This is a genomic window from Arthrobacter sp. R1-13, assembly GCF_054161475.1.
Map to the genome: position 1 here is coordinate 1,051,238 of NZ_CP096420.1, position 25,768 is coordinate 1,077,005.

Here is a 25,768-nt window from a genome sequence, read left to right on the forward strand (position 1 = left end):
GCCTACCGGAGCGACGCTGCGTTGCACAGCCGCTGGACGTCGCACATCCGGCACTTGGTGCGCTCCGGCCTCGGCTCATACTCGCGGCGCTTGAGGCTCTCGACTGTTGCGATGACACTGGCCTCCGCTTTCGCTATGGCCTGCTGATCGACGCTAATGTTCTGCCTTCGTGTCGTGCCCAGGTCATGGATGAATGCTGCTGAGACGTCGAGCCCCTCTCGCCGGCCGGCATCGGTGTAAATTTGGAGCTGCAGAGGACTGGTTTGTTCTCCCGTTGACGTCTTGTAGTCGACGATTGCAAGGCTGCCAATTTGGCCGTTGTGCTCGTCGTAGATCACGTCCGCCCTGCCGGAAATGACTACCCCGTCCAGGTAGAGTTCAAACGGGCGTTCGGTAGCCCACGTGCGCAAGAGGTCTGACTGATGATCAGTAACGTATCGATGAACCAGCTTGCGGGCCTTTTCGCGCATCTCCTTGTGACCGACCTTGTTGGCATAGGGGAGGAAGAACTCGGAGTCGAGCAATTGGTTGATCTGCATCTCCGTTGGGAGTGTTCCGGTGGCCTTCGTCCTCTCCGCGAGCACCCGCATCGTGTGGTGCACAGCGTTGCCGTAGCCGAGTTCGGCTTGGATAGTCGGCATGAAGCCAAGCTGATTCTTCAGCATGTAGCTCCGAGGGCAGGAGTCGAATGCCGCGAGCTCGCTGTACGTGATGGCGAGCTCCCCGCCGGATGTGCCAGCCTTGCCGGGGACGGAGGTTGGCACGCCCTCGTTCGTGAAGACGTGACGGGCGAAGTCGTAGTAGGGCGAGGCAGTACGATTGCGACCGCTTTTCATGCGTGCGTGGCCCGAAAGTAAGACGGCATCGCGAGCCCGCGTGATGGCGACGTAGAACAGACGTCGCTCGTCCGCATCAGTACCTTCGTACCGTCCGACGTCGAAGCGGCCACGCAGCGCAGATGGCCAGTCCTGGCTGTTGCCGTTCTTGCTCGAGGGGAAGCGGGTCTTCACCAGCGATGGGAGAAAGACCACTGGCCATTCAAGCCCCTTGGCTCCGTGGACCGTTCCGAGCGAAACGCCGTCTTTGAAGAGATCCTCCTCACCGGCGAAGTCGTCGTAGCTGCCGACCGCATAGTTCGAGAGCAGGATCGCAAAGTTCTTGTAGAACCACTCGCCTCCGCTCCTGGCACCGACCTGCTCTCCTGGGTTCTTCGTGTCCCTGCGGGCCCTCCAGCTAACGCCCTCGTAATCGGCCAGGACATTGGTGAAACGAGCAAGCGTGCCCAGTCTGTTCCTCGTAATACCGTCGCTGAGGTCCCACCCTTTCACGCCGAGCGTTTCGACGAGGATGTAAAAGTCCCCAACAAGGCTCTCGTTGAACTGGCTGGCCAGCGCTTTGGCCTTCCACGAAACCAGTAGCTCACTCAGTGCTGTGCGACTGGCCGACGTCAGGTCGAAGATATGAGTGTAGTCATTCAGGAGGCGATTCAATGTGACAGCCTGCCGAACGGCATACTGCTCGGGCGACCAGTCGACTCCGCCAATCCAAGCGTATGTCGCCGCGAACACCTCAGCCTCAGGCTGGGCGAACAGGCCCGTGCGGCCGCCCGGCTGGACGGGGATCCGGCGGGCAGCGAGGGCCTCAAGGATTGCTGGGTAGGCTGCCCTGCCCCGCACAAGGATCGCGATGTCGTTGTAAGTGACGCCCATCTCGCGGAATTCGAGGATCTGCTTGGCGATCTCCTCCGCTTCATCATTCTCAGTGCCTGGATTGCTGGTGAAGGCGACGGATGGCCCGACGCCTTCACGGAACGGCCGCATCTCCTTTTCGATTCGCCCGGGAATGCTTTTGGCGAACGCGTTGGCGAGCTCGACGACGCCAGGACAGGATCGACGGTTTGTCAGCAATCGGAACTGTTTGACGTCTGGGTACCGCTTCTCGAATGTCACAATGTTCTCGACAGCCGAGCCGCGCCACTGGTAGATGGCCTGATCGTCATCACCCACCACGACAACGTCAGCTGTGCCGTGTGGCTTCGCTAGAAGCGTGATAAGGCACTCCTGCGCAGGGTTTACGTCCTGGTACTCGTCGACTATCAGGTGCCGAAGCGACTCGGTGACCTTGGCATGGATTTCGGGGACCTTAAGAGCCTCTACTGAGCGAACGATTTGGGTACCGAAGGACATGAACTGGTAACGGTCAAGCATCGCGTAGTACTCGGCGACTGCAGCCGTGAAGTCATCTTCCGGGAGCGAGCCGATGTCGATCATCTCGTTCTCGAGTACGTCCACGCCGCGCTGGAACGTCGCGAGATTTCGGAACGTGCCGTGTGTGGCGGACAGCTTCTTGATGCCGAGCAAATAGCTTTCGCGGTACAGCAGGTTCGTCAGCTGGTTTGCGTCCAGGGGTGTGTACGTCTCGTAGCGGGGAACATAGGTCTGCAGCATTCGAAAGCAATAAGCGTGGATCGTACCGACGAACAGCCGTCCAAGCTGGTCGGTCGCCTCTGCGCCTTGGACAGCTGTCACACGTTCACGGATACGTTCTTTGAGCTCTGCAGCTGCCTTCTCGGTGAATGTAAAGGCGACGATCGACTCCGGCGGCTCGCCCTCAGCGAGCAGCGCAGCGACTCGCTGGGAAACAACCTCCGTCTTACCGGAACCTGCCGCGGCAATAATCTGAATGTGGCTTCCCCGATGAGCAACCGCATTCGCCGCGTCGCCCTCTAACTTGGGGATTCCTGAGGTCGATGGCTTGGGACGACTCGGGGCGGCGACAGGGTCGCCCACTCCTAATGGCATGGTGGACGGAGACTCAGCCGGGACCACTAAATCGCTTGCATCTGATCTGGCGGCCACTTGCTTCGGCGGGGTGACAACGGGCGAATCAGCCAACGTCGCAGATGCGGCAGCGGGCCTGACAGCGAATGGCGCGGGCGTCGGTGCCTTCTTTTCTTTGAGTACCGAGACCCATTTGAATTTCATGCGCTTCCCCTTGGCAATGCCGATAACTGCTTGGATCTACCGCGGCCACGAAGTCATCGATGACTTTCCGGCGTTGTCGGCAGCTGCAGCGTACGAACAGTCGTTGAGGAAGCTTATCTGCAATATCGACGGTCGCCCGATCTGCGACACCGTGTCCACGTCATTAGGTGGCATTCGAATTGATGCTGAATCCACTCGAGCTGCATCATACAGCCACTGTCCGACATCAAGGACAACGAGACTTAAGCTTTCGCCGCCAAGCCGCCCGAGGACCGCCGTTTCAGGTCCACGGTATGAACTAGAGCTTGTCGATCCAAGTATCTTCTTCCCGAAGGTCCCATTCCGAAGCTCCGGCGGCTCGTGGCCTGGCCACAGAGTTGTCCTTTATCCGCTTCAGAACACGATGAGCTTCCGCTGCTGTGAGCTCTCGTAGCGACGTTATGGGACGCACTAAGCAGCTTTGTACGATTTCCTGGCGGCGTTCCTGGCTGTTGATCCCGGCTGAACTGAACGCCTCGCGAATGGCAGCCACTTGGTCGTCGCGAATCGGCTGATCCACCGGATCTGTGATTCGAGGGAGCTCTTCGTCTGGTTCGAACTTGAATAGCGGGTCAGTCACAATTACGAGAATACAGGGACACAGGTGCCGGCTGGGCGGTGAGGGGTTGTGGGCGCTTTCGCCGTATCCGTAGCCCATGCCGCGACAAATGCTAGAGCCTGGTTGATGGCCTGTGTACCGCCGACAGAAATGGTCACCGTTCGCAGCGGGCCGCGAAATCCCACGGTCAGATGCCTGTTGATGTGGATGCGACAGAAGCCGTGGCACAGTAGCAATGTCTGCCGTCGTCGCTAGTATTCCCGGTATGGGGAAAATGATGACTTGCCCGACCAGACGATGGGCTACCGATTCAGACGCGTCCCTTGGGGGGGGACCCTAGGCGTAGGCCAGGACAGGGCCGGCCCGGGTATGCGCGAAGCGAGTGTGTGCTGACAGCAGCAGCGGCCGCCTTGGCTTAATAAGGCACGATCCAGCGCAACGTGCTAGCACTCTCTCCTTCGAAGGTTCTGACGCCCGCGTGACGTTAGGAATCACGGCAAGGCCGCTCGGTAGTCTGGGGTGAGGCCGAAGCGTCAGGCATCCGTAAGAGAATTTTGACTATGGTTCAACGATCAAACCGTGTGGAAAGGTAGCAATGACAAGCATCGTCACCGCCGTGGCCAACAAGACGAAGGCCATCAGCCCGCTCGCGGAGCTAATCAACAAGAAGTGCGTCGCCATCGGCGGAATTTACCGCCTGGATTACGCACAGGCCGTTGTCCTCACCGATGACTACCGGAAGCACGAAGCCGGCGGCGTGCCGCTTGGCGGCTACCTTCTCGCGGCCGCGGGGAACCAGACCAGCGAGGGTTTCGTCCTTGACGATGAAGAGCTCATTCTCCTCCGTGTGCGTGGCACGGCCCCGCTACCGAATGAGGCCGACCTGGTCCAGACCCGGCTCGCGGTCGTTAGGGATGCCACGACGAGTGGACGTTCCTTCGACGACGTCACTGACACTCTTACTCGTGACGAGCTGCAGCAGTCGGCATTCGACTGCGAAGTCATCGGGACGTTTTACGCCGTCGACCAAGGAAGCGCCACTCTCGAATTTGGAGCTGACATCGATAACGTCGTCTCCTCCGCGAAATATCAAGTCTTCCTCCCTTCGCCGGATGTCCTCTCCTGGCTCGCCTCCTATCCCGAGACCGGCGAGGACAACACTCTGCCGCTCGGCACCGTCCGATTCGCGTCTACCATGCGTCGGGCCCGGATGGCAGGGACAGCCAAGGCGGAAGTTCGCGTGCACGTCTCCGACTTCATCTCGCGCAAAACCGCGGTGTTCGGGATGACCCGTACGGGGAAGTCCAACACCATCAAGACTGTCGTGACCGCCGTCTTCCAGCACGGAGTCGCGCGGAAAGAGCGCATCGGCCAGCTCATCTTCGATCCGCAGGGCGAGTACGCAAACGTGAATGAGCAAGACGGGACTGGATTGCGCCTCCTGGGCGACACCGCTAACGAGGTACGCATCTATAAGGAGAAGCCTGACCCCGCCAAACCGGTTGAGCAGCCGCTGCGCATAAACTTTCTTGACCCTGCGAGCCTGCAGACCGTCTGGCAGATGGTCCAGCAGGAAGTCGCCGCCTCCGCCTCCGCCGGGGCCCAATACATGGCCGGATTCCGGGCAGTCAATATGGCAGAGCCAGCGGCGGGTGATATGGGGGCGCTCAACCACTTTGAAAGGAACCGACTTGCGTTTTACGCTCTTCTTCACCGGGCGGGTGTGTCGGGTCGTCTCGCGAGGGTTCGGGTGACGCTGACGAACGCACTAGTCAAGGACCTGACGGAGCCAGGTCCCCAGATCTCTGGGGTGACTGGACGAGACAAGTACGCGTGGGCTTCCACATCCGCAGCGGCCATGGAGTTGCTCGAATGGCTGCGCGCGAAGAATGAGAATGGGGCCCTCACTGATTCCTGGAAGCGAGATTTCGCTTCGGGCGAGCTGAAAGACATTCTTAAGGCCATGGAGGGACAAGCCGGCGACGCCGCCATCAAGCGGCTAAAGCCGTTTCACGACCCAGCCGCAATCGGCGAGATCGGCGAGCTCGTCTGGCTGGACATGCAAGCGGGTCGGCTCGTCATCATCGACCTCTCGCAGGGAAACGGCAGCGTAGTCAAGACCTTGTCCGAGCGCATCGTCACGACACTTCTTGATCACGCCCGAGACGAGTTCGCTGCAGGTAAGAAGCCTCGGCCCTTCCAAATCGTTGTCGAAGAAGCACACAACCTATTCGAACGCGGCAAACGGGAGACAGACTCCGACCCGTGGGTGCGGCTCTCGAAGGAGGCTGCGAAGTACAAGGTCGGCATGATGTACGCCACTCAGGAGGTGTCGAGCGTAGACCAGCGGGTTCTTTCAAACACCTCAAACTGGCTCGTGGCGCACCTGAACTCGGACAACGAAACCCGGGAGCTCTCGCATTACTACGACTTCAAGACCTGGGCCGATAGTCTGCGCCGCTGTGAAGACGTCGGATTTGTGCGGATGAAGACGTACTCCGGAAAGTACATTGTTCCGGTGCAAATTGCGAAGTTCGACCATGACATGATCAACAGGGCTCGCATGATCGCGGGCCTCATCCCGCACGTTCTTGACACTACTGAAGGCGACTAACGATGCCGTACTCGAACGAGCGCGCCTCCCGGCTCGGTCACGTCCCGACGGTCAGCAACCACGCGGTCCAGGAGGCGTTTGCCCGCTGGGAGGTGGCTCAGGCGAAACCGGAGGACAGTAACCGCGTGACATCGATGTGCGTTCCTGTCGACTCCCTCCACAGGGTCACGGCGGCCTCGGACGTCAAGTTCGCGATTACGGTAGACGGCTCGGACTCGGAGGTCGAAGTCACCAGGCAGCATCCGTCAATCAAGGTTGGGTATCTCCGCATTGCCGGTTCTTTTCTAGATCTGGACAAGATTGCCGCCGCCGGAGAGGGACCCTTCGTGAACCCGGTGAAGATTCGCGGGGCCCATTCCGAAGCTGCGTTCGACGCCGCATTGCCAGGATCCGGTCTAATCCGGCCGGGCTACAACGGGCGAGACACTTGGCGGCAGGAAATCGACCATTTCCTCCGGAACACCCGTTTTGACCAGGACTCGGACAGCACTTTGGCTGATGCCTTGCTTGCAATGCACGGCACACCGGGGGAACCAGCGAAGGATGTGGCAATTCGTACCTGTCCGACCTGTGCATTCAAGTACGCTGCCGGAACCGAGCCGCGTGTCACTACCTCCGGTGGCACATGCTCGGAGTGCAGTGGGCTCCTTTACCTAGCGGATGTCCTTCGCACCCACGATGAGTACTTACCAGAGGGCTCGAACCAGACCGCTCTGACTAGAGTCATGCTCGTCGCGGAGCGGCTGATGACACTCAGCTACTTCGAGCATTTCTACACGCAGCTCGATGCGCCAGAAGACGTTCTCCGGCGGACGATCTTCATCACCGACGGTCCGTTGGCACTGTTCGGGGTCGTTGCGCCGCTCAAGCGTCGCCTGCAGACATACAATGACGCCCTCAATAAGTGGGGCGAGACGAAGGGCATCGCTGCGCCATTGCTCGTTGGAATAGAGAAGTCGGGCCGATTTGTCGAGCATGCCGAGCTCATCGCGGACCTTATCCCGAAAGGCAGTGTTATGCGGCTCACAACAGACTATATAAATCGCATGACTGGCCGCCCGGAGGGCCATCAGTATGGTCGGGACGAGTTCTACGGACGCAGGTTCATCTTCAGAACGACATCTGGGGACCCACTGGTGATCACAGTTCCGCCCAAGGCCGGCGTTCTGCCATACGAAGGGGACGCGGCCGAAGAGTATGACAGCTATCCCACCCTTCGTGTTGTCTGCGAAGTTCTCGATGGAGTGCGGACTCGCCTTTATCCGAACGCTGTCATTCCAGTCGCCCTCGCCCACAACTCGGCGTCGCTTCCGCTCGGCGTCGGTCACTCGGTATTGAGGGCGATGGCTCAGAACGGGATTCATGTGGCGCAGGATTCCCAGATTCGGTACCGATCGCCGTTTAGGTGAACGAAGACAACTGCGCCATGCTTTGGAGTTCAAAGGTCACGCGCGCAGTTCAAAATGTCGGCGGTGGCGTCGTTCAATCGACTCCTCTACGGGCGAAACAAACTTATGGAAGGTAGGTGAGTGGTCGTGACAATCGAGATCACTCGACGTCCGACGGATTCCGCATCGCCGCCCAGCCTGCCCCCAGCCGCTACGAGCTTAATGCCGGACGGCGCACACTTCGGCGCCGCATCGTTCGCACGGAGCTTTGTTGGCGATGAACCGCGCCAACTCTTTCCGAGTGTGGATTCAATGGCCGAAGCCCAGGCGCGAATGCGGCATCAATCGCCGCTTCGATACCCGGGGGCGAAGACAGGCTTTGCCTCAGTCGTGGCGGAACTGATTGACACCGCCAGGGCCTCGAGGTCCATTCCACCAGTCGAGCTCTTCGTCGAGCCGTTCGCTGGCGGGTCCTCGACTGCGCTCCGGCTCCTTGGCAACGGGACGGTTCGGCGGGCCCTGCTCGCAGACGCAGACCCGCTTGTGGCCGCGTTCTGGCAGGTGGCCGCGAGCGACAGTGCCGAACTCATCGCGCGAATGAGAGAAGAGCACGCGACATTTATCACACCGGGGAGCTGCGCCGCTCTGGAACGGTGGGATTACTGGCGCGAATGGACAGTCCCACCAGGTATGAAGACGGGCACTGCACGGTTCGAAACGGCTATGAGGTGCCTCTTCCTCAATAGGACGACTTTTTCGGGAATCCTACACGGTGGCGCTGGTCCAATCGGCGGACGAGCCCAGAAATCGGAATATGGCATCGGCTGCCGGTTCATACCTGACGCCCTAGAGACTCGTATTGCATACGTCGGCGAACTGTACAACAAGGGACGTATCGCGGACGTCTGGTGCGGCGATTGGCGTGCGACGCTCGACCAGGTAGCGTCCACGTACAAGACCGTCCGACCTGAATCTGTACTGGTATATCTCGACCCGCCGTATCTCGAGAAATCGTCGAAGCTCTACAACGTTTCATTCGAGGACGAAGCTGACGCTTCTTGGAAAGGGCAGGGCCCCCACCTACGGTTGGCCGCATACCTCATGAGCCGGATCCCGTATCGGTGGATTCTTTCTTACGACGTGGAAACCGAACTCACAGATTCCTGCCTTCTATACGGGCGCTCAAGAATGACTCCAGATAGGAATGCCCGGCAACTCGGGGCCAAGTCCTTCGTTGTCTCGAAGAAGTTAACTACGCTGCGCTACACCGCCGCGTCTAACGGGACTCGCAATGGCTCAGAGGAACTATTGATCACAACATTTCCGAAGTCTGTTGTTGAAAAGATCAGCAGGTTGCGGCCAACTGAAGGAAGCGTTGCCGAACTGCAGACGTAGCGGACTGGCGGATCGCAGCGCATTTTCGACGCGATCCGCCAGACTTCAGCGTTCTTTCGGATAGTCTCTCCGGGAGTCGAGCATTTGTAGGGATAGGGGGGAGCGCTCCAGATGGGAAGCTATACGCCATCAGCGGACGAGTACGTTCGTCCGGTCGGAAGGGTCGAGTTGAAGCCTAAGACGTGGGTCGACAATCACTACGTTCGCGGAGCGAGTTTTCACGCGGAAAATTTCGCCGGTCTTAAGGCAGGCGATGAAATCGAGCTTGAACTAGTCCCCGAACCCGGCAATCCCTACGACCGTTGGGCGGTGGCCCTCCACCTCCAAGGCCGACGAGTAGGTTACGTTTCCGCGGAGGACTCAGGTCTGTGGCACGACGTGGTTTTCGCCTATAACCGCGCCGGATCGGCAGTTTATGCTGACGCCTTTGTCCATACGTACGACGAAGGTAAGACCGGACTGACAGTTCTTCTACCGGGGTTTCACGACGCTGAGCAATTGATGTCAGAACTGGGGCTTTTCCGAGAATGTGATGCTGTAATTGATGCCCTGCCCGAGGAGGCCCGGGATCGAATATTAGAGTCTGAACGCTTTGGCTTGAGTGCCGCAGATGTGGAGCTCCTGAGATCCAAGAAGAATCTGGCCCCAAGCTTGAATTGGCACTCGAGCCGAGGATCGCGCCATGAGGACAGATACCCAACTGCTCTTTATCGGCGGCTCATTGAACGTGATCAGATCGAGCGTGCGCGGATCTTGGAGGAAAAACAGGCGGCGCGCCAAGAGGCAAGAAAGGAACGTGAGCGGGTTAGAGAAGAGAAACGTGCGGCAAAAGCGGCGGCCGAAGAGACCTTCGCTGCACACGTATTGGTCCTCCACAAGGCTGGCGCGACAATCAGTGCAATGCGGCGTGAACTTGGATGTTCAGACTCCCGTATCAAACGTGTTCTAGAGCTGAATGGAGTGGACCGCTTGCCTCAGCAGAACCAGACATCCAAGGACGAGCGCTTGGTGCGAGCACAACGCGCACTACGGCTTCAAGAGAGCGGCTATACGCGAAATGAGATTGCGGCCAAAATGGAGTGTTCGTTTGAAACGGTCAAGGCCATGCTCAAAGACGCAAAATTCTACGCTGACCCATGGACCGACGAAGAACGCCTGTACTTGGTTCGAACCTCGAGGGATCCTTCTGTTACGATTCTTAGCTTTGAGGCTGCAGCAACTAAGTTGCAGGTGACGCCATCGAAGCTCAAGAGCGCCAGAAGAGACTTCAGCATCATCTCCAGCCTCCATCCCACTATCTTGGAATCTTAACGCAGGCGGGCTGCGGGACTGGCATGAGCACGGGACAGGACCTTCCTTCCTTCGGTACTGCGGTGCGGACGTTTTTCAGCTCGACGCCTCGACTCTAGGTATTGCCCGCAGACCACCAAAGGCTCCTGGCAATCATTGCGTCCTGACTATGTATCTCCAAACGATCGAGACTTTCATAAGGCGGGACGAACAACGTTCTTTGGCGGAGACACCGGCCCATTGGACGGCGCGCGTGTAGTGGGGTCCTAAAGAATAACCGCACTTACCGAGGCACGACCTTTCGCGAAGAAGGCTTAACCCCGGCGGACGCCCGGAACGACAGATATCGCGCATCCCAGCAACCGACCAGCCGTCCCAGTTTCTGAATCTGCGGACCCCGCATCCGTGGATAGCCACCGGACCAGGAGCCCGGCGTCGCCACTGGACCGCACGGCGGATCCGAGGGCCAGGTCCAGCTGGTCCCGAAGCAGCTGCACTGCCAGGGCACCGAGCGGCTGGGCAGGGGAGCCGTGTACGCCTCCTGCGCGTCAGCCACCCGCCTTCGTGCAGCGGCTGCAGGACCCGCCCTGAATCCGAGCAGCCAGTCAGGCCTGTGACGAACCCGGTAAGGGTTCGACTCCACGGCACCGCCCAGTATGGAACGCACCCTGAACATCTCGATGCGGATGCCCTGCGGCCTGCCCGCATCACTGTAAAGCTCATAGGCCAGCTCCTCGGCGGTCCAGCCCTGGGTGCGGGAATCCAGCAGCGATATAATTTCCGCTCGGCGCAGCGTGAGCGGCACCCGGCTGCCGTCCCGGAACACCCCGGCTGGTTTGTCCCAAAGAAGTTCCAGACGCTCTACGGACGCCACCGGCCGGCGGACGGCCTGCCTGGACGCACCCCGGACGCGTGGGGGCACCCACGGGGGTCCCGCCGTCGGACGTTCCCAAAAGAGCCTCCGCGACCCTCACTGTGCACCGCACCATGCCCAGGGTGTCCGCGCTGAGGGTGTCCCAGCGGTCCGGAGGCGTCGAGCACGCCCAGCAGCCGGCCCGTGGCCGGGTCCGTGATGGGCGGCGCCGTACAGGGCCACTTATGGTGTGTGCGGACCAGGTGCTCGGCGGAAAACAGCTGCACCGGCCGGCCGGTGACCAGGGCTTCGCTGATGGCGTTGGTGCCGCTGCCGGCCTTGGAATAGTCTGCCCCTTCGAAGAACTCAAGCCAGGTCCGCCTGTCGCAGCACCTTCGGGCTGCCCACCGCCATAGGATCTCGCCGCGGGCGTCGGTCAGCACCACCAGGTGCCGGCCGGAACCGGAATCGTCGGCCAGCAGGTCGTTGAGCGCCGGCATGACCTCCTGCAGCCGGTGCTCCCGCCGCCGCTCCAGGATGTCGGCGGCGTCGTGCAGGTGCCGCGGGCTGTGCTGGTCTGGGCCGATGCTCAGGGTCATGGAGCGGCGCCACGAGGCCGCGAGGTTGCTAGGAATCTCCGGGCGCGAACACCGGAGACGACCAGTTCGCGGGCACGCGAATAGCGAACTCGGCAGAACTGGCCTCGGGCTCTTAGACGCGGCGGCCGCTGAGGCACACGACGACCTCTGCCTGTAGTCTTTTTCCATTACCGCCAAGACCCTAGGAGGTGTGTGTGGTTCACGCGGAGAACGGGACATTAGCAGGTGTTCTGGAAGGCAAGAAGCAGTATCAGGTTCCCCTCTACCAACGCGTTTACTCATGGGGCAAGAAGCAGCTTGACCAGCTGTGGTCGGACGTAGTCGAACTTGAGCGCACTCTTGGCGACGATCCGAAGGCCTCGCACTTCATCGGCTCCCTCGTACTGGCGAGCAGCCCTGACTTCGGCGCAATTGGCGTTAATAAGTTCCTCGTTGTCGACGGCCAGCAGCGCCTGACCACGCTTACACTCCTTCTGGCTGCGCTCCGCGACCACCTGATTGAGACCGGGGATGCAGTCCGGGCGAGCGGCATCGAAGCGCAATACCTGATCAACGTCTACGACAACGGCAAGCCAATTAAAGTCATGCCGACTCAGACAGATCGGCCGGCCTACATGGCGGTGCTCAACCGTGCGCCGCAGGCAGGCGGGGAGGATGCTGTCGGCGACGCCTACCGATTCTTCCGCTCGAAGATCGCCGCGGCAGACGACCCCGACGACCCACATGACCTGGAACTGCTCGAGGCCGCCGTCGTAGGCGGTCTGGCGCTCGTCGTCGTCACGGCCGAACCGTCAGACAACGCGCACCGCATCTTCGAGTCACTGAACAACACCGGCCTTCGCCTGACACAAAGCGATCTGCTCAAGAACTATCTGTTCATGCGGCTCGGGGACCGTGCAGAGACGGTCTACGACAACATCTGGCTACCGCTGGAGAAGAAGCTCGACTCTGAGAACCTCGAGTTGTTGTTCTGGCTGGAACTCGCGCAGCGCGACGAACGGGCGAAACAGTCGGATACCTACGTCGGACAGCATAAACGGCTTGAAAAGCTCAAGACCATCGACGAGGTAGAGGCCGAGATAATCCGTATCGCTGAGCTGGGTGACGTGCTCGCGACAATTCTTAAGCCTGCGGAGGAGAAACACACCGAGATACGCCGTCGCCTCACCAGGATCAAGGCCTGGGGCTCTACAACCGCATATCCAGTGGTGATGCAAATACTCGCCCGACGCGCTGCCGGCACCGCTGCTAACGATGAAGTCGTGCGCGCCCTGACGTACCTGGAGTCCTACTTCGTGCGGCGCGTGGTGATCGGGCGCGCCACCGCGAACCTGAACCGAACACTGCTCCAGGCTGTAGCTGCGATCAGTGATGCCGACCACATCGACGTCGCGCTGGCTCTACGCGACTACCTGTCCCAGGGCCGGAAGTACTTTGCAACCGATCAGCAGGTCCGAGAGGCAGTTCAGACCGTTGCTTTCTACTGGCAGGGCCGCGGAACTCAGAAGACGCTCATCCTGCAGTGGCTCGAAGAGGCCTACCGCCCGAAGGAGATCCTGGACCTCGACCCACGGCACCTGACTATCGAGCATGTTTTACCCCAAACGATGACTGAGTCCGTACGGGAAGCGTTCGCAAAAGATTTCGACGCAGACGCGGACATCGATTACGAGCATGAGCGCGTCGTACACACGCTCGGCAATCTGACTCTCAGCGGGTACAACAGCGAGCTCAGCAACAGGCCATTCCACGAGAAGCGGGAGTTGCTGGCCAAGAGCGGCGTTTCGATGAATCAAGCGATTGCCGACCACACCACCTGGGGTGCCGACGAGATTAACGCGCGTAGCGCTGAACTGGCAGAGAAGATTATCGATTTGTGGCCTGGCCCCGACGAAAGCACTATTGCTGTGGGCGAGGAGCCGTCAGCTCTGCGCAGCCAAATTGCCGCGGTCGTGGCCGAGATCCCGGCGGGCCGATGGAGCTCCTATGGGGATGTCGCCATTGTGGCGAACACATGGCCACAGCCACTGGCTAGCATGCTCGCGAACTATCCGATAGCGAACGCCTGGCGAGTACTGCAAAGTGGCGGAACCATCTCGCCAGGTTTCCGCTGGCTCGAGCCCGGCCGCAATGATGACCCACGGGCGGTCCTCGAGGAGGAAGGAATTAGATTCGATGCTGAAGGACGCGCGGATCGCGACCAATTTATTGGTGCAGAGGAGCTTGCTGAAGCCGCGGGTCTGGACGTCGACGAGAATGTGATCGCCGCACGACGCAACAGGGTGAGCGGTCATGCTCGGGCCGGAAACAACGTGGACCTGAAGAACGCCCAGCTGGACTTCTTCGAGCGCGTACGCAACTACGGGCTTACACATGCTACGAACATCGGAACGTGGCGTAAACCATCGCCACAAAACTGGTATGACGTGAGCCTCGGAGATTCTCGTGCAGTGATCTCGCTTTCGGTTAACTCCCAGAGCAAGCTCGTCACAGCGCAGTTCTGGATCAATTACGACAAAGGTCTCTACGCGAAGTTGCTTGCCCAGCGCCCTGCCATCGAGGCTGACCTGGCGTTTGAGGTGGAGTGGGACGACAAGCCCGACCGGAAGGCCTCCAAGCTTGTCAGCAGACGGCCCGGCGACTTCCTTGAGGAAGCCCAGTCCCAGGAACTTGTGGAATGGCTCGTGACTAGGGCCGATACGTTTGCGCGAGTCTTGTCGAAGTACCTGCAAGACAGAGGTCCGAATGGCACTTTGGGAGATCAACCTGTTTTGGAGTGGGGCCCGGACTAAACGCCGCCGGTCGGAAACTGCGGATGACGTGGCCAGCCAGACTCTGACCACAGGCTGTCGTCAAGGCCGAGGCGGCAGTATTGGCCGCCGGAGTTCCCTATACGAGGCCCTACCCAGCGGGAGGCAGGCTCCTGCTTCGATAGTCGAACTTGTTGCCAGTAAGCAAAAGTGATTATCGCTGCTGCAGCAATTCCAGAAATCTTTCGCGCGCTTCGTAGTAATCTTCAATCATATTTGTGAATACGTCATCGACCTCAAAGCCTGACGCAATCCACGTCTTTCTTTCACGAAGGCCGAACAGATGCCTTTCGCCCGTTCCGACTTTGACGTTGCGAATCTGGTTGACGTCTGGAAGGCGCATAGTCTCAACCTGCCCAGATCCACTGACGTCTTTTTCCCATGTGCTAACAGAGAACTCGCCCTTTACTTCGGGACCATATCTGTTATTGATATAGGCCATTGCGAGGTCATGGGCGATTTGATCCTTGGTTGTCAACGAAATGTTCCTTCATAGCAGCAGTAGTTCCGTCCACAAGCGTCTGCGTATGATCACGCTCTAATGCTTGTGCTGATGGTATAGCAGGAATTCGGGGCCGTCGCCCAGTCCGCTGAGGTCATTCTCTTGCAGAGCAGGTCTACTGATGCAGGCAGCCGTAGGTATTCTTCGACTTCCAGCGAGGGAATGTTCGCTCGCGCTACCCCAGGTCCAGACTCCCTAACGACTAGTGGGTGTCCGTGACCTTGGAGAATATTCAGGAAGACCCGCAATGAAGGCAGCACGTTTCCACGTCCGCAAGGACATCCGCATCGAGGACACCCCCGAGCCGGAACTCCGTGCCGGGGCGGTGAAGATCGACGTGGCCTGGTGCGGCATCTGCGGTGCTGACCTGCACGAGTGCTTGGAAGGGCCCATCTTCTGCCCTCCTCCCGGCCATCCGTACCCACTCGCACGAGGAATCCCCGTGGCCCTGGCACGAATTCTCCGGAACTGTCTCTGACGTAGGCGAAGGCGTGGCGGGCTTGGCCAAAGAGGACAACGTCGTTGTCGAACCCTATTTTATGGACGGCCACTGCGACATATGCCGGGCGGGCAGCTACCACCTGTGCCGGCAGATGGGCTTCATCGGGCTGCCCGGCGGCGGGGAAGGGCTGAGCGAGAAGATCGTGATGGACGGGCGGTGGGTGCTCCCCATCGGGGACATTCCGCTGGACGAGGCGGCGCTGATCGAGCCGCTGTCCGTGGCCCATCATGCGGTGGCGTCCAGCGGCGTAAAGGCGGGCGGCACGGCGCTGATAGGCGGATTGGGCCGATCGGGCTCCTGACGCCTCGGTCCTGAAGGGCATGGGCGACAGCGGACGCAACGGCGTGTTCTTTTAATACGCCTCGAACGCAGCGAGGCCGCGCCGCCAGGCTCCGAACCCGAGACATAGTGAAACGCTATCGAAACCTGCGTCCAATGCCGGGGGCGCTGGGTACAGTTGCGGGCATGGGGATATCAGGTTTATTGGAGGACCGATTTGTCGGCGATATTGAAGGCAGGTTTTTCATTCCGGCGTACCAGCGTGGGTACCGCTGGGGCGTAGAGGAAGTCAAACGCCTTCTCGAAGATATTGCGGAGAGCCGTCATCAATCGACGTACTACCTGCAACCGATTGTCGTGAAGCCCATGGCCGATGGTCAGTGGGAGCTCGTAGACGGCCAACAGAGACTTACTACTTTGTTCCTCATTTTGCAGGACATCCGCCGGTCGTTGCCGTCGGCGAAGGTTCAATTCGAGCTCGAATATGAGACGCGAGGAGGGAGCGAGGAGTATTTGAAGGAACCTGACGAGGCGGGCAGCACTCGCAACATCGACTTCTTTCACATCCACAAGGCAGCTTCTACGATCAGATCGTGGTTCGAATCTCTGGGGTCCGGCGAAACTCAGGCGGCAATCGACTTCTACACCGATTTGTCGCGTCGCGTGAAGGTGATCTGGTACGAGGCGCCGGTTGGGATGGATTCGACCGACCTGTTTACGCGTCTCAATATTGGTCGCATTCCGTTGACGGACGCGGAGCTGGTGAAGGCGCTTCTGCTGACCCGCGCTCGAGGGCATGTGGACGAGCCGGATCGGTCACAGGAAACCGCCGCGCAGTGGGACATCCTTGAACGCGACCTTCGTGCGCCCGAGCTGTGGGCATTTGTGACAGGACATGCAAACAGCCATTCGAACCATATAGCTCTGCTGCTCGACAATCTTGCAGGTGCATCGACCGGACACGAAACAACGACCTTCAAGACGTTTGATTCGCTACGTGCCGAGATCGATTCTGACTACAAGATCTTTTGGAACAAAGTCCTCGACCTCCACTCCCTGATTGTGGGCTGGTATGAGGACCGAGACCTATTCCACAAGGTCGGATACCTGGTCGCAACTGGGACTCCTTTTGGCAAGCTCGTCGCTGTCGCAGCGGGCAGAACCAAGAGCAGCTTTGAAGCGTCGCTCGACGACATGATCAAGACGAAATTGGACCTGACAGATACAGCACTATCCGGGCTCTCCTACGAAAGTCCGGCAGGACGGGAGAGGGCGACCCAAGCACTGCTTTTGATGAACGTCGAAACAATCCGCAAGATGCAACATTCCTCGGAGCGCTATTCGTTTCGTGCGCACGCAGCGGGGGCATGGTCGCTGGAGCATATTCACGCTCAGAATGCCGAAGCACTCAATACGGCCGAGCAGTGGACGAGCTGGCTCCGCCTACATCGTGACGCATTAGTCGGCCTGCCGATCGACGAGGAGCGTCGTCACGACATGATCCGCCGGATCGACGACGCGCTCCCTACCATCAGCCGGCATACGTTCCCTGAGCTGCAGCGCGAGGTCAACGCGATCTTTTCTTCCGGTGACGAGGGTGCGGAGGGTGACGTCCACGTCATTGACAACCTTGCACTTCTCGATGGCAGAGACAACAGCGCATTGAGCAACGCGGTCTTTGAAGTAAAAAGGCTTGAAATACTTCGAAGGGACCGCGTCGGCTCGTACATACCCGTGTGTACACGGAATGTGTTCCTGAAGTACTACACGGAGGAGGGTACCCAGCAAATCCACTTTTGGAGCGCAGCGGATCGCCGCGCGTACTTGGACGCGTTCCGCAGTGAAATCGGCCGGTACTTGATGGAAGAAGTGAGTGAAGCATGAATACGCCAAGCCGTTTGATGACGTTCGCCGGCCTTTTCGCTTCCAATGATGAGGAACAAATTAGGGCGATCCAAATACCCCTGATTCAGCGGGATTACGCGCAGGGCCGTGAAGATGACGTTATCGAAGAGATTCGAAACAACTTCATCGACGTTCTTCACGGGGCCGTCTCCGGAGAGAATCCGGCTCCGGTCCACCTCGACTTCGTTTACGGTGAAGTGAAGTCTCGTGTGCTGGAGCCTCTCGATGGTCAGCAGCGGCTCACGATTTTATTCCTGTTGCACTGGTATCTGGCGTCGCGAGCGGGAGAGCTTCACTCTCCTCAGCCATGGGCGCAGTTCACATACACCACTCGACCGAGCGCACGACTATTCTGCGAACGCCTTGCAGTGTCCCCGCTGCCAAGCGCAACTGACCAGCCGTCGGCATGGGTCATTGATCAGCCGTGGTACCTCTTCGTTTGGCGCCATGATCCGACAATCCAGTCCATGCTTGTGGTGCTCGACGCAATTCACATGCGATTCCGGACCACGGACGCCAAGACGGCCTGGGTGCGACTCGTAGATCCGATCAAGCCGGCGGTTTCCTTCCTCCTGCTCGCACCGTCTGATATGGGCTCGGCTGCGGACCTCTACATCAAGATGAACTCACGGGGTAAGCCGTTGACGGAATTCGAAAATTTCAAAGCGCATTTTGAGAAGTCAATCGGATCAACTCGGAGGGCTAAAGAGTTTGCCCAAAGGGTTGACGGGGCGTGGTCGGACTTACTCTGGGGATTCCGCGGCGAAGACGACTTGGTCGACGACGAATTCATATGCTACATCGGCTTCATCACTGAGTTGTGCGAGTGGGGCGATCCAGAAGCTGACGTTCGTGAGCGTCGGGAACTTCTCAGCCGGAGCACTGAGCGGGTCTTCGGGGAGGCGAATGCCAGACGATCTGAGTCATTGGACTTCCTGTTTAAGGCATTCGACGTGTGGGTGGGCCGAGACATCGCCGGCCTGTTTACCGGGCTCTTCAGGGGCACGGCGGAGCAGGATGGGGATGAAGCCGATCGAATTGTATTGTTCTTCCGGGACCAGCGGATCAATCTGTTCGACGTTTGCTGCCGGACGTTTGGTGAAACAAGCGGGAGAACACGGATCTTCACGTTCGGTCAGAGCCTCCTGCTATTCGCCGTACTTCTTCACCTTATGCATGAGACAGACACACTTCACGCCCGGATCCGTTCCCTGCGTAACCTCATAGAAGCTTCCACGAATGAACTGCGTGTGGACCGGATGCCCAGATTGCTCCGGGACGTTGAAAAACTTGTACTTGACGGCGCTCTCAGCGACCTCGAAAGCTTCAACAAGCAGCAGGTTGGAGAGGAGTTGCTGAAACGAGAGTTCATGGCCGCAAATCCTGAGCTCACCCAGTCGCTTCATCGTTTGGAAGACAGTCACCTCCTGCGCGGATCGATAGGCGCCTTCTGTTTAGATCCGGACAAGTTCGGTGCTAGAACCGACGCGTTCCTTCGGTTGGCGGCAGAGCCCGGGACCTGGTCCGAGGTCACCGGGGCGCTGCTAGCGGCCGGCGAGTATCAACGAACAACCAAAAACAATAGAAGCTTTCAATTCGGAACCGGGTTCAAGCGGTACGAGAATGCCTGGCGAGAACTGTTGACGGGTGCAGATCGTGAGGCGCTTTCGGAGACGCGATCCGCTTTGGCCAAGCTCTTGGACGCCATCAGCTGTTGCGACGAATTGGAGCCGACGCTGGTTGCCCTGCAATCGGAGTGGCTCGCCCAGCGTGAATCGGAGCTCTCTTTCGATTGGCGATACTACTTAGTGAAATACTCGGCCATGCGTGAGGGCGGCTCTGGAATCTACTACTCAGAAGGCGGGGCGCTGGGCTACTCAATATGTATGCTCCGGGGCGGTACCAGCACGCTCAATAGTAGGTACCGGGATCCATATCTCCTTGCAATTTGGCGTAATCTTGATAACCCCGACGACGTCGACGACCCCTGGTTCACTGGGCATGAAGCTACTCCGCGGCGGTTGAAGCTTACGCGCAGCGGTGTCGGGATCCGCTCAGTTTCGCAAGGATTGGAGCTGTCCGGACCTGCGGTGGACGATATCGCGGAAGTCTACGATTCGCTCCGGCGCGAGCTCGGTGCCTCCGAGAACGGCATCATTGAGATCAAACAGGTGGACGGAATCGACGCGGTTGACCGGATCGCGCTCGGAACAGACGTTCTGCGGCGGCTTCTTGACGCGGGACTCTGATCGACAGGTCCACCGCGCTTTTGAGTCGCGACTCGATGTGTGGCTTGGCCCTGAACCAGCTGGCGCGCGGGAACTTCTGCACCTACCTGGGCTCGGCGCCGTAGTCCCCGGCCATGAACATAAACTGCTAGCAGCGGCCGACGTCTCGTTGCCCTCGACGCGCTACCGGCTTTAGCCTAATCTGCGGCACCGACCTGCACGAGTACCTGGAAGGGCCCATCTTCTGCCTCGGCCCGGCCATCCCCACCCGCTCGCACGAGGAATCCCCGCGGCCTGGGGAACGAATTCTACGGGACTCTCTCTGAAGTGGGCGAAGGGGTGACGGGCCTGGCGAAGGGGGACACCGTCGTCGTCGAGCCCTATTTTGTGGACTGCGACTGCGACATGTGCCAGGCGGACAACTACCACCTGTGCCGGCAGATGGGCTTCATCGGGCTGCCTGGCGGCGGGGGAGGGCTGAGCGGGAAGATCGTTGTGGACGCGCGGTGGGTGCACCCCATCGGCGACATCCCGCTGGACGAGGCGGCGCTGATTGAGCCGCTGCTGTCCGTAGCCCACGACGCGGTGGATATGTTCCTATAGACAACAGAGTGTCGGAAATTGTTCTCAGTGGTCTGCAGGGGAAGATGGCTGTATGGAAATTGCCGATCACACGACGACATCGATCTCCTCAAGATTCTCACCCCGTTGAGTCTGAGATGATCTGGGCAACCGCAGAAGCGGTCCGATCACCATCAAATCCCCGAGCGTCAACCAAACTCGGGGCAGATCCCTACGAGGGAGGGTCCGCGTCTGATGTCGATGGATGACCTGGTCTATCGGGGCCTGAAATCTGGGCTTGCTTGGCTGAAAGAGATCGGAGCTCAGCGGGTCCTCGTTCGAGGTGAAGTAACGAGGCTGGACGTCGAAGAGTTGGAAGCGCTCTACGCCGACGTCCGTCAGCTCCCGCCCGGATATCCCGGCGGCAATCTCTTCAACGGTGTGTACGGGGTCTACCGCAAGGGTCGATGGGAGGCCCTCGTCATCCGTGGAGAGGGCCAAGAAAGGCCAAATGCAACCGCCCGCCATCGATTCACTGCGGACGGAGGGATGCGTCACCTCGCGGAGGCTCGAGAGGACCTGGTTGAGCAGTGGGAAGACGGTCTGCCCTTCATCGGCACAAGTTCATTTGCGCCCGAGGATGTCGTGAAGGTGCTCGGGTCCGATCGCATTGGTCGTGTGCGGCGGGTTACTCGCACGCGCGCTGGCTACGTGATTGAAGTGAGTGTCGACGGGGAGCTTCAGCACGTCGCGCCAGAGTCCCTCCAGAAGGTGGATGGAGACCCACGCGATCCAGCCTTCTGGGTAACCTCGGCACCCGCTTCGGCACGGGAGATCGCAATGACTCTGACGTGTACGAAGTTGCGCGAGCCTCTCTCGAACACCCTGTACTCCTACCGAGCGACAAAAACGGTCTTTCGTGCCTACCAGTTCATCCCTGCGCTCAAGATCCTTAACTCTCCGACCGGGCGGCTACTTCTGGCGGACGAGGTGGGTCTCGGAAAGACGATAGAGGCGGGACTGGTATGGAGCGAGCTGGAGCAGAGGTCACCGCTTCGTCGCACACTTGTGGTCACGCCTTCCTCCTTGACGCACAAATGGCGCATGAGATGAGCCGGCGTTTCGACCGTGACCTCGAGGTTATCAAGCCTGGCAAGCTGGCTGACCTCGCCGAAGATCTCCTCGCCGGCCGAGACCCGGACATCCACGCGATCATCTCGGTGGAGTCCCTCCGCAGTGCGAGTGACGTGCTGGAGCAGCTGACCCGGATCCGACCGAGATTTGATCTGGTCATCGTCGACGAGGCCCATGTTTTGCGCAATACCGGCACGAGGTCGAACCTGCTAGGCGGGTTGCTGTCCGATTGGGCCGATCACTTGTTGTTCCTGTCGGCCACCCCCATCAATCTGCGCTCTGACGACCTGTACAACCTGCTGACTCTGCTCGACGACGGCATGTACCAGGACTCCCAAATCTTCCATATGCAGCTCGAGCCGAATCAGCACCTCAACGCGATCGAACGCGGCATCTCTCACGGCTCCTCCGGCTCAGCACTGCGACACCACCTGCGGTCGATTAAGACACTGCCCTTCGGCCGCGCCGTCTCGAGCCGCCCGGACTACCTGCGTCTAGAGGAGCTTCTTGACACCGATGCACCTCTGGTAGCCGGCCAACGGGCCGAAGTTAAACGTCTTGTTTCCGAGCTGAACACCTTGAGTGGTGTGCTCTCAAGGACCCGGAAGGTGGATGTTCCTGACGCCAAGGCAGTGCGCGAACCCCATCAGGTAGTCGTGAACTGGTCGCCGGATGAGAAGGGCTTTTACGACCGCGTCGTCGACCACTTCATGTCTCGGGCTCGTGCGCACGGAACGCCGCCCGGCTTCGCCATGCAGATGCCGCTGCGCCAAGTCGCGAGCTGCCTGCCCGCCATGCAGAAGCGGCTCTCTGCCAATGCAGACCAGTTCGCGCGCTCTGTGGAGGATTATGACGAGGAGTACGGCGAAGAGGACTTGGCGGAAATGCGCGAGGACTGGACATCTCTCGCATGGCACGGCGAGGACTCGAAGTTTGAAGCCCTGCTCGAGCGGCTCACGCACTTGCATGAACAAGGCCTGCGTCAGGCACTGATCTTCTCCACCTTTCGCGGGACCATCGCGTACTTGGCAGAACGCCTGAGTTCAGACTTCCGGGTCGAGCAGCTCCACGGCGGTATCCACATGGTGGATCGCCAGCCCATCATCGATGCCTTTCGGGATGGGAAATTCGACCTCCTCATTGCGAGCGAGGTGGCATCGGAAGGCCTGGACTTCGAGTTCTGCAACGTACTAGTAAACTACGACCTGCCCTGGAACCCCATGCGAGTCGAGCAGCGAATCGGTCGTTTGGACCGATTCGGTCAAAAGCACGAGAAGGTCCTTATCCTCAACATGCACGTGCCAGGGACGATCGAGTCCGACATCTTGGAACGCCTATACAACCGAATTGGCGTATTTCAGAACTCCATTGGGGACCTCGAGCCCATCCTCAGGGACGACTTCCGTGACCTAGCTAACCAAATCCTTGATCCACGGCTGGACGACTCCCAGCGAAGGCAGCGAGCGGAAGAAATCGCAACAGCCATCGAGACGAGGGCGGCGAACCTTCGGCGACTGAATGAGGAGCGCGCCACTCTGTCCACGATTGATGAGATGCAGGTGGAAGGCCTCGCAGAATCAGGGCCAGCGGACGGCAGGTACGTCGGAACAACAGAGGTGCGCCCCCTCATTGAACACCTACTGCGAGCCACTGGAGGCGAGCTCGAGAATTCGAAGCACCCCGGCATCCTGCTATTACGGGGAAGTAAAAAGCTCTCCGACCTCATCTATCGCTTTCGAGGCACTCAGGGAGCGAGCCGTCGTTCAGCGGTACTGTTTCAAGGCCGTATTAGCAACGGAGAACCAATCGAAGTGACCTTCGACGCCGACCTGGCAAGCACGCGAGACGTGGAACTCCTATCTCTCCGACATCCCATCGTGGACGTGGCAGTTCACCAATTGGAAAACGACAAGCTCGGGCTGCATCGTTATGGCATAGGCAGGCTTGCAACGCTGCCGTCCGGCACCCGCTATGCCGTCACGGTGGACTTGGTTTCGTCGACCGGAGTGAGGCCGACCAAGGAACTGTGGTCAACTGCGATCGATATCCAGACCGGGGCCGTTGCGCCAGACATCGGCGTTCAGTTGCTGGAGGCCGTGGCGAGCGGATCACTGGAGGAAGCTGCTGGAGCCACTCCAACGCCAATGGAGCCCTTCCTGGCATCGCTGAAGGAGGTCAGCTGGGCCCGGCACCGTGAGGAAGAGTCACGCAGACGCTTGGACAATGAGGCGTTGGTAAGGGCCCGCCTCGACGCGCGCAAGGCGAGTCTTCAGGTCAAGATCCTTAAAGCGAGAGCCACGTTGGACGTCGTTATGGAGCGGGAACGCGATCCGCGAGTCATCCGGATGGCAGAAGGTCGCATCCGCAACCTCGGCCAAGACCTTGAGCAGCTTGAGGCCGAGCTGGAAAAGCATCGGGCCTTCTCGATGAGCCGCAGGACGGTCGCAGTGATTGAGCTCGTCGGTCCCGCTATTTGACGTCCCACCAGAGGCGTTCCATTGGCTGCCAGTCCGGTTCCTTGACAGGAAGGGCGAGGCGGGCGAAACCCGCCGTGAGCACAGGCCAGCGTGTGACTCGGAATGACTGACTCGTTCCCTGTCCGTCGGTGATGTTGACGCGCCCCTCGGTGGACAGGTCGAAGCGGACAGCACCATAGCCGAAGGCAACCTTTAATCCGGGCACATCGGTCTCCTTATGCCGCAGATCGACCGGTGTTCCGTCCATCGCATAAACAGCGAGGCGGCCGTAGCCGGTTGATGGCAATGATCGAGCTGAATCGCGATTGACCGCGGTGGCGCCGTTTGGCCACTCGTACCTGAGCCGGTCCCGGCTCAGTGCTTGCCACCATTCGTAGAGCTTCGTGTGTGCTCGGTAGAGCGGAACCCGGGTCAGGTCCCCGCCTGCCGCCGAGAACTCGAGCACGAAGTCGAAGGCGGGACGATGCAGATTGACCTGGTCGTAGGAAGTGTTCTCGGCAAGCCCCGCAACGATCGCCTCCCGGGCACCGTTCCTGCCGGGGAAGGTGTGGATCTTGGCGGTGGGTAGCTTCCTGCTAAGGAATTTCTCCACTGCGGAGGCGCGGCTCATGCCCCCGGCAAGGAGAACGTGATGAACGTTTGAGGTGAGGCTCTCTTCCGACATCTGGCGCAGGGCAGATGTGACCGCACCTTCGGAACGGGTCAGGTATGATCCGCGCAGAGTCGAGAGGATCAGGGACCAGGCGCGTTCCAGTTGCGGAAGCATGGCGTCCTCCAGCTGCTCGCGGGTGTAGTGGAGGCTGGGCAGGTTGCCGGCCTGATAGCCGACGTGCACCTGAGTCTCGTGGTGTGTCGAGAGGTCAACCTTCGCCTCAGCTGCTGCGCGAATCAGATAAGCCCTCGCGAGATCAGCGTCGGGCAATGCCTCGAGCTCGATCCCTTGGTCGCGGAGAGCAATCTCCAGGTCAGCGACGATCGTTCCATCGAGCACGTCACCGGCCTCGTTGAGGCCGTCTGAGGCGAGGACGTAGATTTCGGGATCCCTGAGCGGGCCGGTCGTGACGTCAAGGACGGCGACGTCGAGCGTGCCTCCGCCCATGTCGAACACGAGCACGCGCTCTTCGTCGAAGTACTCCCGCTGTTGCGTCCGCTGGCCGATCCAGTTCAGTCCAGCGGCGATCGGCTCATCGATCAGAGTCGAGGGGCCGACGTTGAAGCCCGCCATCTCGGCGAGGCCGAGCAACCGTTCACGCTGCTCCGCGTCCCACATTGCAGGGCAGCCGAGTCGCGTGACTCCTTTATCGGAGATAGGGAGCCGATCAGCGCGGGCACGGTTCGCGATCTCGCGAAGGACCGCGCCGATGACCTCGTCGGCGTCGCGTTCGACGGAACCGTCGGCGCTTCGCGCGACTACCGCGCGTCCGGTGATGCAGCGCTTGACCGAAGTGATCAGAGCGGCGGGATTGTGAGTCAGTGCTTCCTCGCCCACCACCAAGGCGGCACCGCTGACCGCAGCAGCGGACGGCATCCACGATTCGGCATGACCGATTGGGACCACCGTCGGCCTGCCCGCCGGCAGGCTCTCCGCGATCAGCGTCGTGCTCGTGCCAAAGTCGACACCCAGAAACTGCTCTCGAGCCATTCCAACT

Annotated in this window: 14 protein-coding genes and 2 pseudogenes; 11 read left to right on the plus strand and 5 right to left on the minus strand. The window is 59.8% G+C overall.

The window, feature by feature from the left end; translation table 11 throughout:
* Nucleotides 1-2: 2 nt before the first annotated feature.
* Nucleotides 3-2,984 carry a UvrD-helicase domain-containing protein gene (locus M1D88_RS04980; protein WP_458113466.1) on the minus strand — a complete coding sequence of 994 codons (2,982 nt, stop codon included), beginning with the start codon at nucleotides 2,982-2,984 and terminating at the stop codon, nucleotides 3-5.
* 1,193 nt (nucleotides 2,985-4,177) lie between these two features.
* Here M1D88_RS04980 and M1D88_RS04985 point away from each other — a divergent pair.
* From M1D88_RS04985 to M1D88_RS05000, 4 genes are all read left to right on the plus strand, one after another.
* Entirely contained in the window at nucleotides 4,178-6,196 is a 2,019-nt protein-coding gene (locus tag M1D88_RS04985) for an ATP-binding protein (protein WP_458113467.1), read from the plus strand.
* A gap of 2 nt (nucleotides 6,197-6,198) precedes the next feature.
* Nucleotides 6,199-7,605, plus strand: coding sequence for a hypothetical protein (locus M1D88_RS04990; protein ID WP_458113468.1), 1,407 nt, complete (start codon nucleotides 6,199-6,201; stop codon nucleotides 7,603-7,605).
* Nucleotides 7,606-7,974: 369 nt separating this feature from the next.
* Complete coding sequence (locus tag M1D88_RS04995; protein ID WP_458113469.1) at nucleotides 7,975-8,979, plus strand: DNA adenine methylase; 1,005 nt, start codon at nucleotides 7,975-7,977, stop codon at nucleotides 8,977-8,979.
* 111 nt (nucleotides 8,980-9,090) lie between these two features.
* A complete protein-coding gene (locus tag M1D88_RS05000; RefSeq protein WP_458113470.1) occupies nucleotides 9,091-10,290 on the plus strand; it encodes a hypothetical protein in 1,200 nt (399 codons plus the stop codon).
* Nucleotides 10,291-10,552: 262 nt separating this feature from the next.
* Here the strand turns inward: M1D88_RS05000 and M1D88_RS05005 are convergent, their stop codons facing one another.
* On the minus strand, nucleotides 10,553-11,143 hold the full coding sequence (locus M1D88_RS05005; protein ID WP_458113471.1) for a hypothetical protein: 591 nt from the start codon (nucleotides 11,141-11,143) through the stop codon (nucleotides 10,553-10,555).
* On the minus strand, nucleotides 11,131-11,721 hold the full coding sequence (locus M1D88_RS05010) for a hypothetical protein (RefSeq protein WP_458113472.1): 591 nt from the start codon (nucleotides 11,719-11,721) through the stop codon (nucleotides 11,131-11,133). The genes M1D88_RS05005 and M1D88_RS05010 overlap by 13 nt, the downstream gene beginning before the upstream one ends.
* A 194-nt stretch (nucleotides 11,722-11,915) precedes the next feature.
* Between M1D88_RS05010 and M1D88_RS05015 the strand changes: the two genes are divergently transcribed.
* Nucleotides 11,916-14,513, plus strand: coding sequence for a DUF4268 domain-containing protein (locus M1D88_RS05015; RefSeq protein ID WP_458113473.1), 2,598 nt, complete (start codon nucleotides 11,916-11,918; stop codon nucleotides 14,511-14,513).
* 172 nt (nucleotides 14,514-14,685) lie between these two features.
* Here M1D88_RS05015 and M1D88_RS05020 read toward each other — a convergent pair whose 3' ends face one another.
* On the minus strand, nucleotides 14,686-15,009 hold the full coding sequence (locus M1D88_RS05020) for a hypothetical protein (protein ID WP_458113474.1): 324 nt from the start codon (nucleotides 15,007-15,009) through the stop codon (nucleotides 14,686-14,688).
* A 271-nt stretch (nucleotides 15,010-15,280) separates the two neighbouring features.
* Between M1D88_RS05020 and M1D88_RS05025 the strand changes: the two are divergent.
* The 6 genes and pseudogenes from M1D88_RS05025 to M1D88_RS05050 form a co-directional block, all read left to right on the plus strand.
* Nucleotides 15,281-15,861: pseudogene (locus M1D88_RS05025) on the plus strand (alcohol dehydrogenase catalytic domain-containing protein); the annotation flags it as partial.
* Nucleotides 15,862-15,943: 82 nt separating this feature from the next.
* Nucleotides 15,944-17,698, plus strand: coding sequence for a DUF262 domain-containing protein (locus M1D88_RS05030; protein ID WP_458113475.1), 1,755 nt, complete (start codon nucleotides 15,944-15,946; stop codon nucleotides 17,696-17,698).
* The gene (locus M1D88_RS05035; protein ID WP_458113476.1) at nucleotides 17,695-19,968 is read left to right on the plus strand and encodes a DUF262 domain-containing protein; all 2,274 of its coding nucleotides are present in this window, start codon (nucleotides 17,695-17,697) and stop codon (nucleotides 19,966-19,968) included. Before M1D88_RS05030 ends, M1D88_RS05035 begins: the two co-directional genes overlap by 4 nt.
* 179 nt (nucleotides 19,969-20,147) lie before the next feature.
* Nucleotides 20,148-20,535: pseudogene (locus M1D88_RS05040) on the plus strand (alcohol dehydrogenase catalytic domain-containing protein); the annotation flags it as partial.
* A gap of 228 nt (nucleotides 20,536-20,763) precedes the next feature.
* Nucleotides 20,764-21,621, plus strand: a complete 858-nt coding sequence (locus tag M1D88_RS05045) for an SNF2-related protein (RefSeq protein ID WP_458113477.1) — start codon at nucleotides 20,764-20,766, stop codon at nucleotides 21,619-21,621.
* A complete protein-coding gene (locus M1D88_RS05050; protein ID WP_458113478.1) occupies nucleotides 21,618-24,119 on the plus strand; it encodes a helicase-related protein in 2,502 nt (833 codons plus the stop codon). Before M1D88_RS05045 ends, M1D88_RS05050 begins: the two co-directional genes overlap by 4 nt.
* On the opposite strand, the gene M1D88_RS05055 is transcribed toward M1D88_RS05050, so the two are convergent.
* Nucleotides 24,112-25,761, minus strand: a complete 1,650-nt coding sequence (locus tag M1D88_RS05055; protein ID WP_458113479.1) for an Hsp70 family protein — start codon at nucleotides 25,759-25,761, stop codon at nucleotides 24,112-24,114. The genes M1D88_RS05050 and M1D88_RS05055 overlap by 8 nt on opposite strands.
* Nucleotides 25,762-25,768 lie beyond the last annotated feature (7 nt).

Coding starts and splice junctions, on each gene's coding strand:
- M1D88_RS04980 (WP_458113466.1), bottom strand. CDS start 2,984: ATGAAATTCAAATGGGTCTCGGTACTCAAAGAAAAGAAGGCACCGACG.
- M1D88_RS04985 (WP_458113467.1), top strand. CDS start 4,178: ATGACAAGCATCGTCACCGCCGTGGCCAACAAGACGAAGGCCATCAGC.
- M1D88_RS04990 (WP_458113468.1), top strand. CDS start 6,199: ATGCCGTACTCGAACGAGCGCGCCTCCCGGCTCGGTCACGTCCCGACG.
- M1D88_RS05000 (WP_458113470.1), top strand. CDS start 9,091: ATGGGAAGCTATACGCCATCAGCGGACGAGTACGTTCGTCCGGTCGGA.
- M1D88_RS05010 (WP_458113472.1), bottom strand. CDS start 11,721: ATGACCCTGAGCATCGGCCCAGACCAGCACAGCCCGCGGCACCTGCAC.
- M1D88_RS05035 (WP_458113476.1), top strand. CDS start 17,695: ATGAATACGCCAAGCCGTTTGATGACGTTCGCCGGCCTTTTCGCTTCC.
- M1D88_RS05045 (WP_458113477.1), top strand. CDS start 20,764: ATGTCGATGGATGACCTGGTCTATCGGGGCCTGAAATCTGGGCTTGCT.
- M1D88_RS05050 (WP_458113478.1), top strand. CDS start 21,618: ATGAGCCGGCGTTTCGACCGTGACCTCGAGGTTATCAAGCCTGGCAAG.
- M1D88_RS05055 (WP_458113479.1), bottom strand. CDS start 25,761: ATGGCTCGAGAGCAGTTTCTGGGTGTCGACTTTGGCACGAGCACGACG.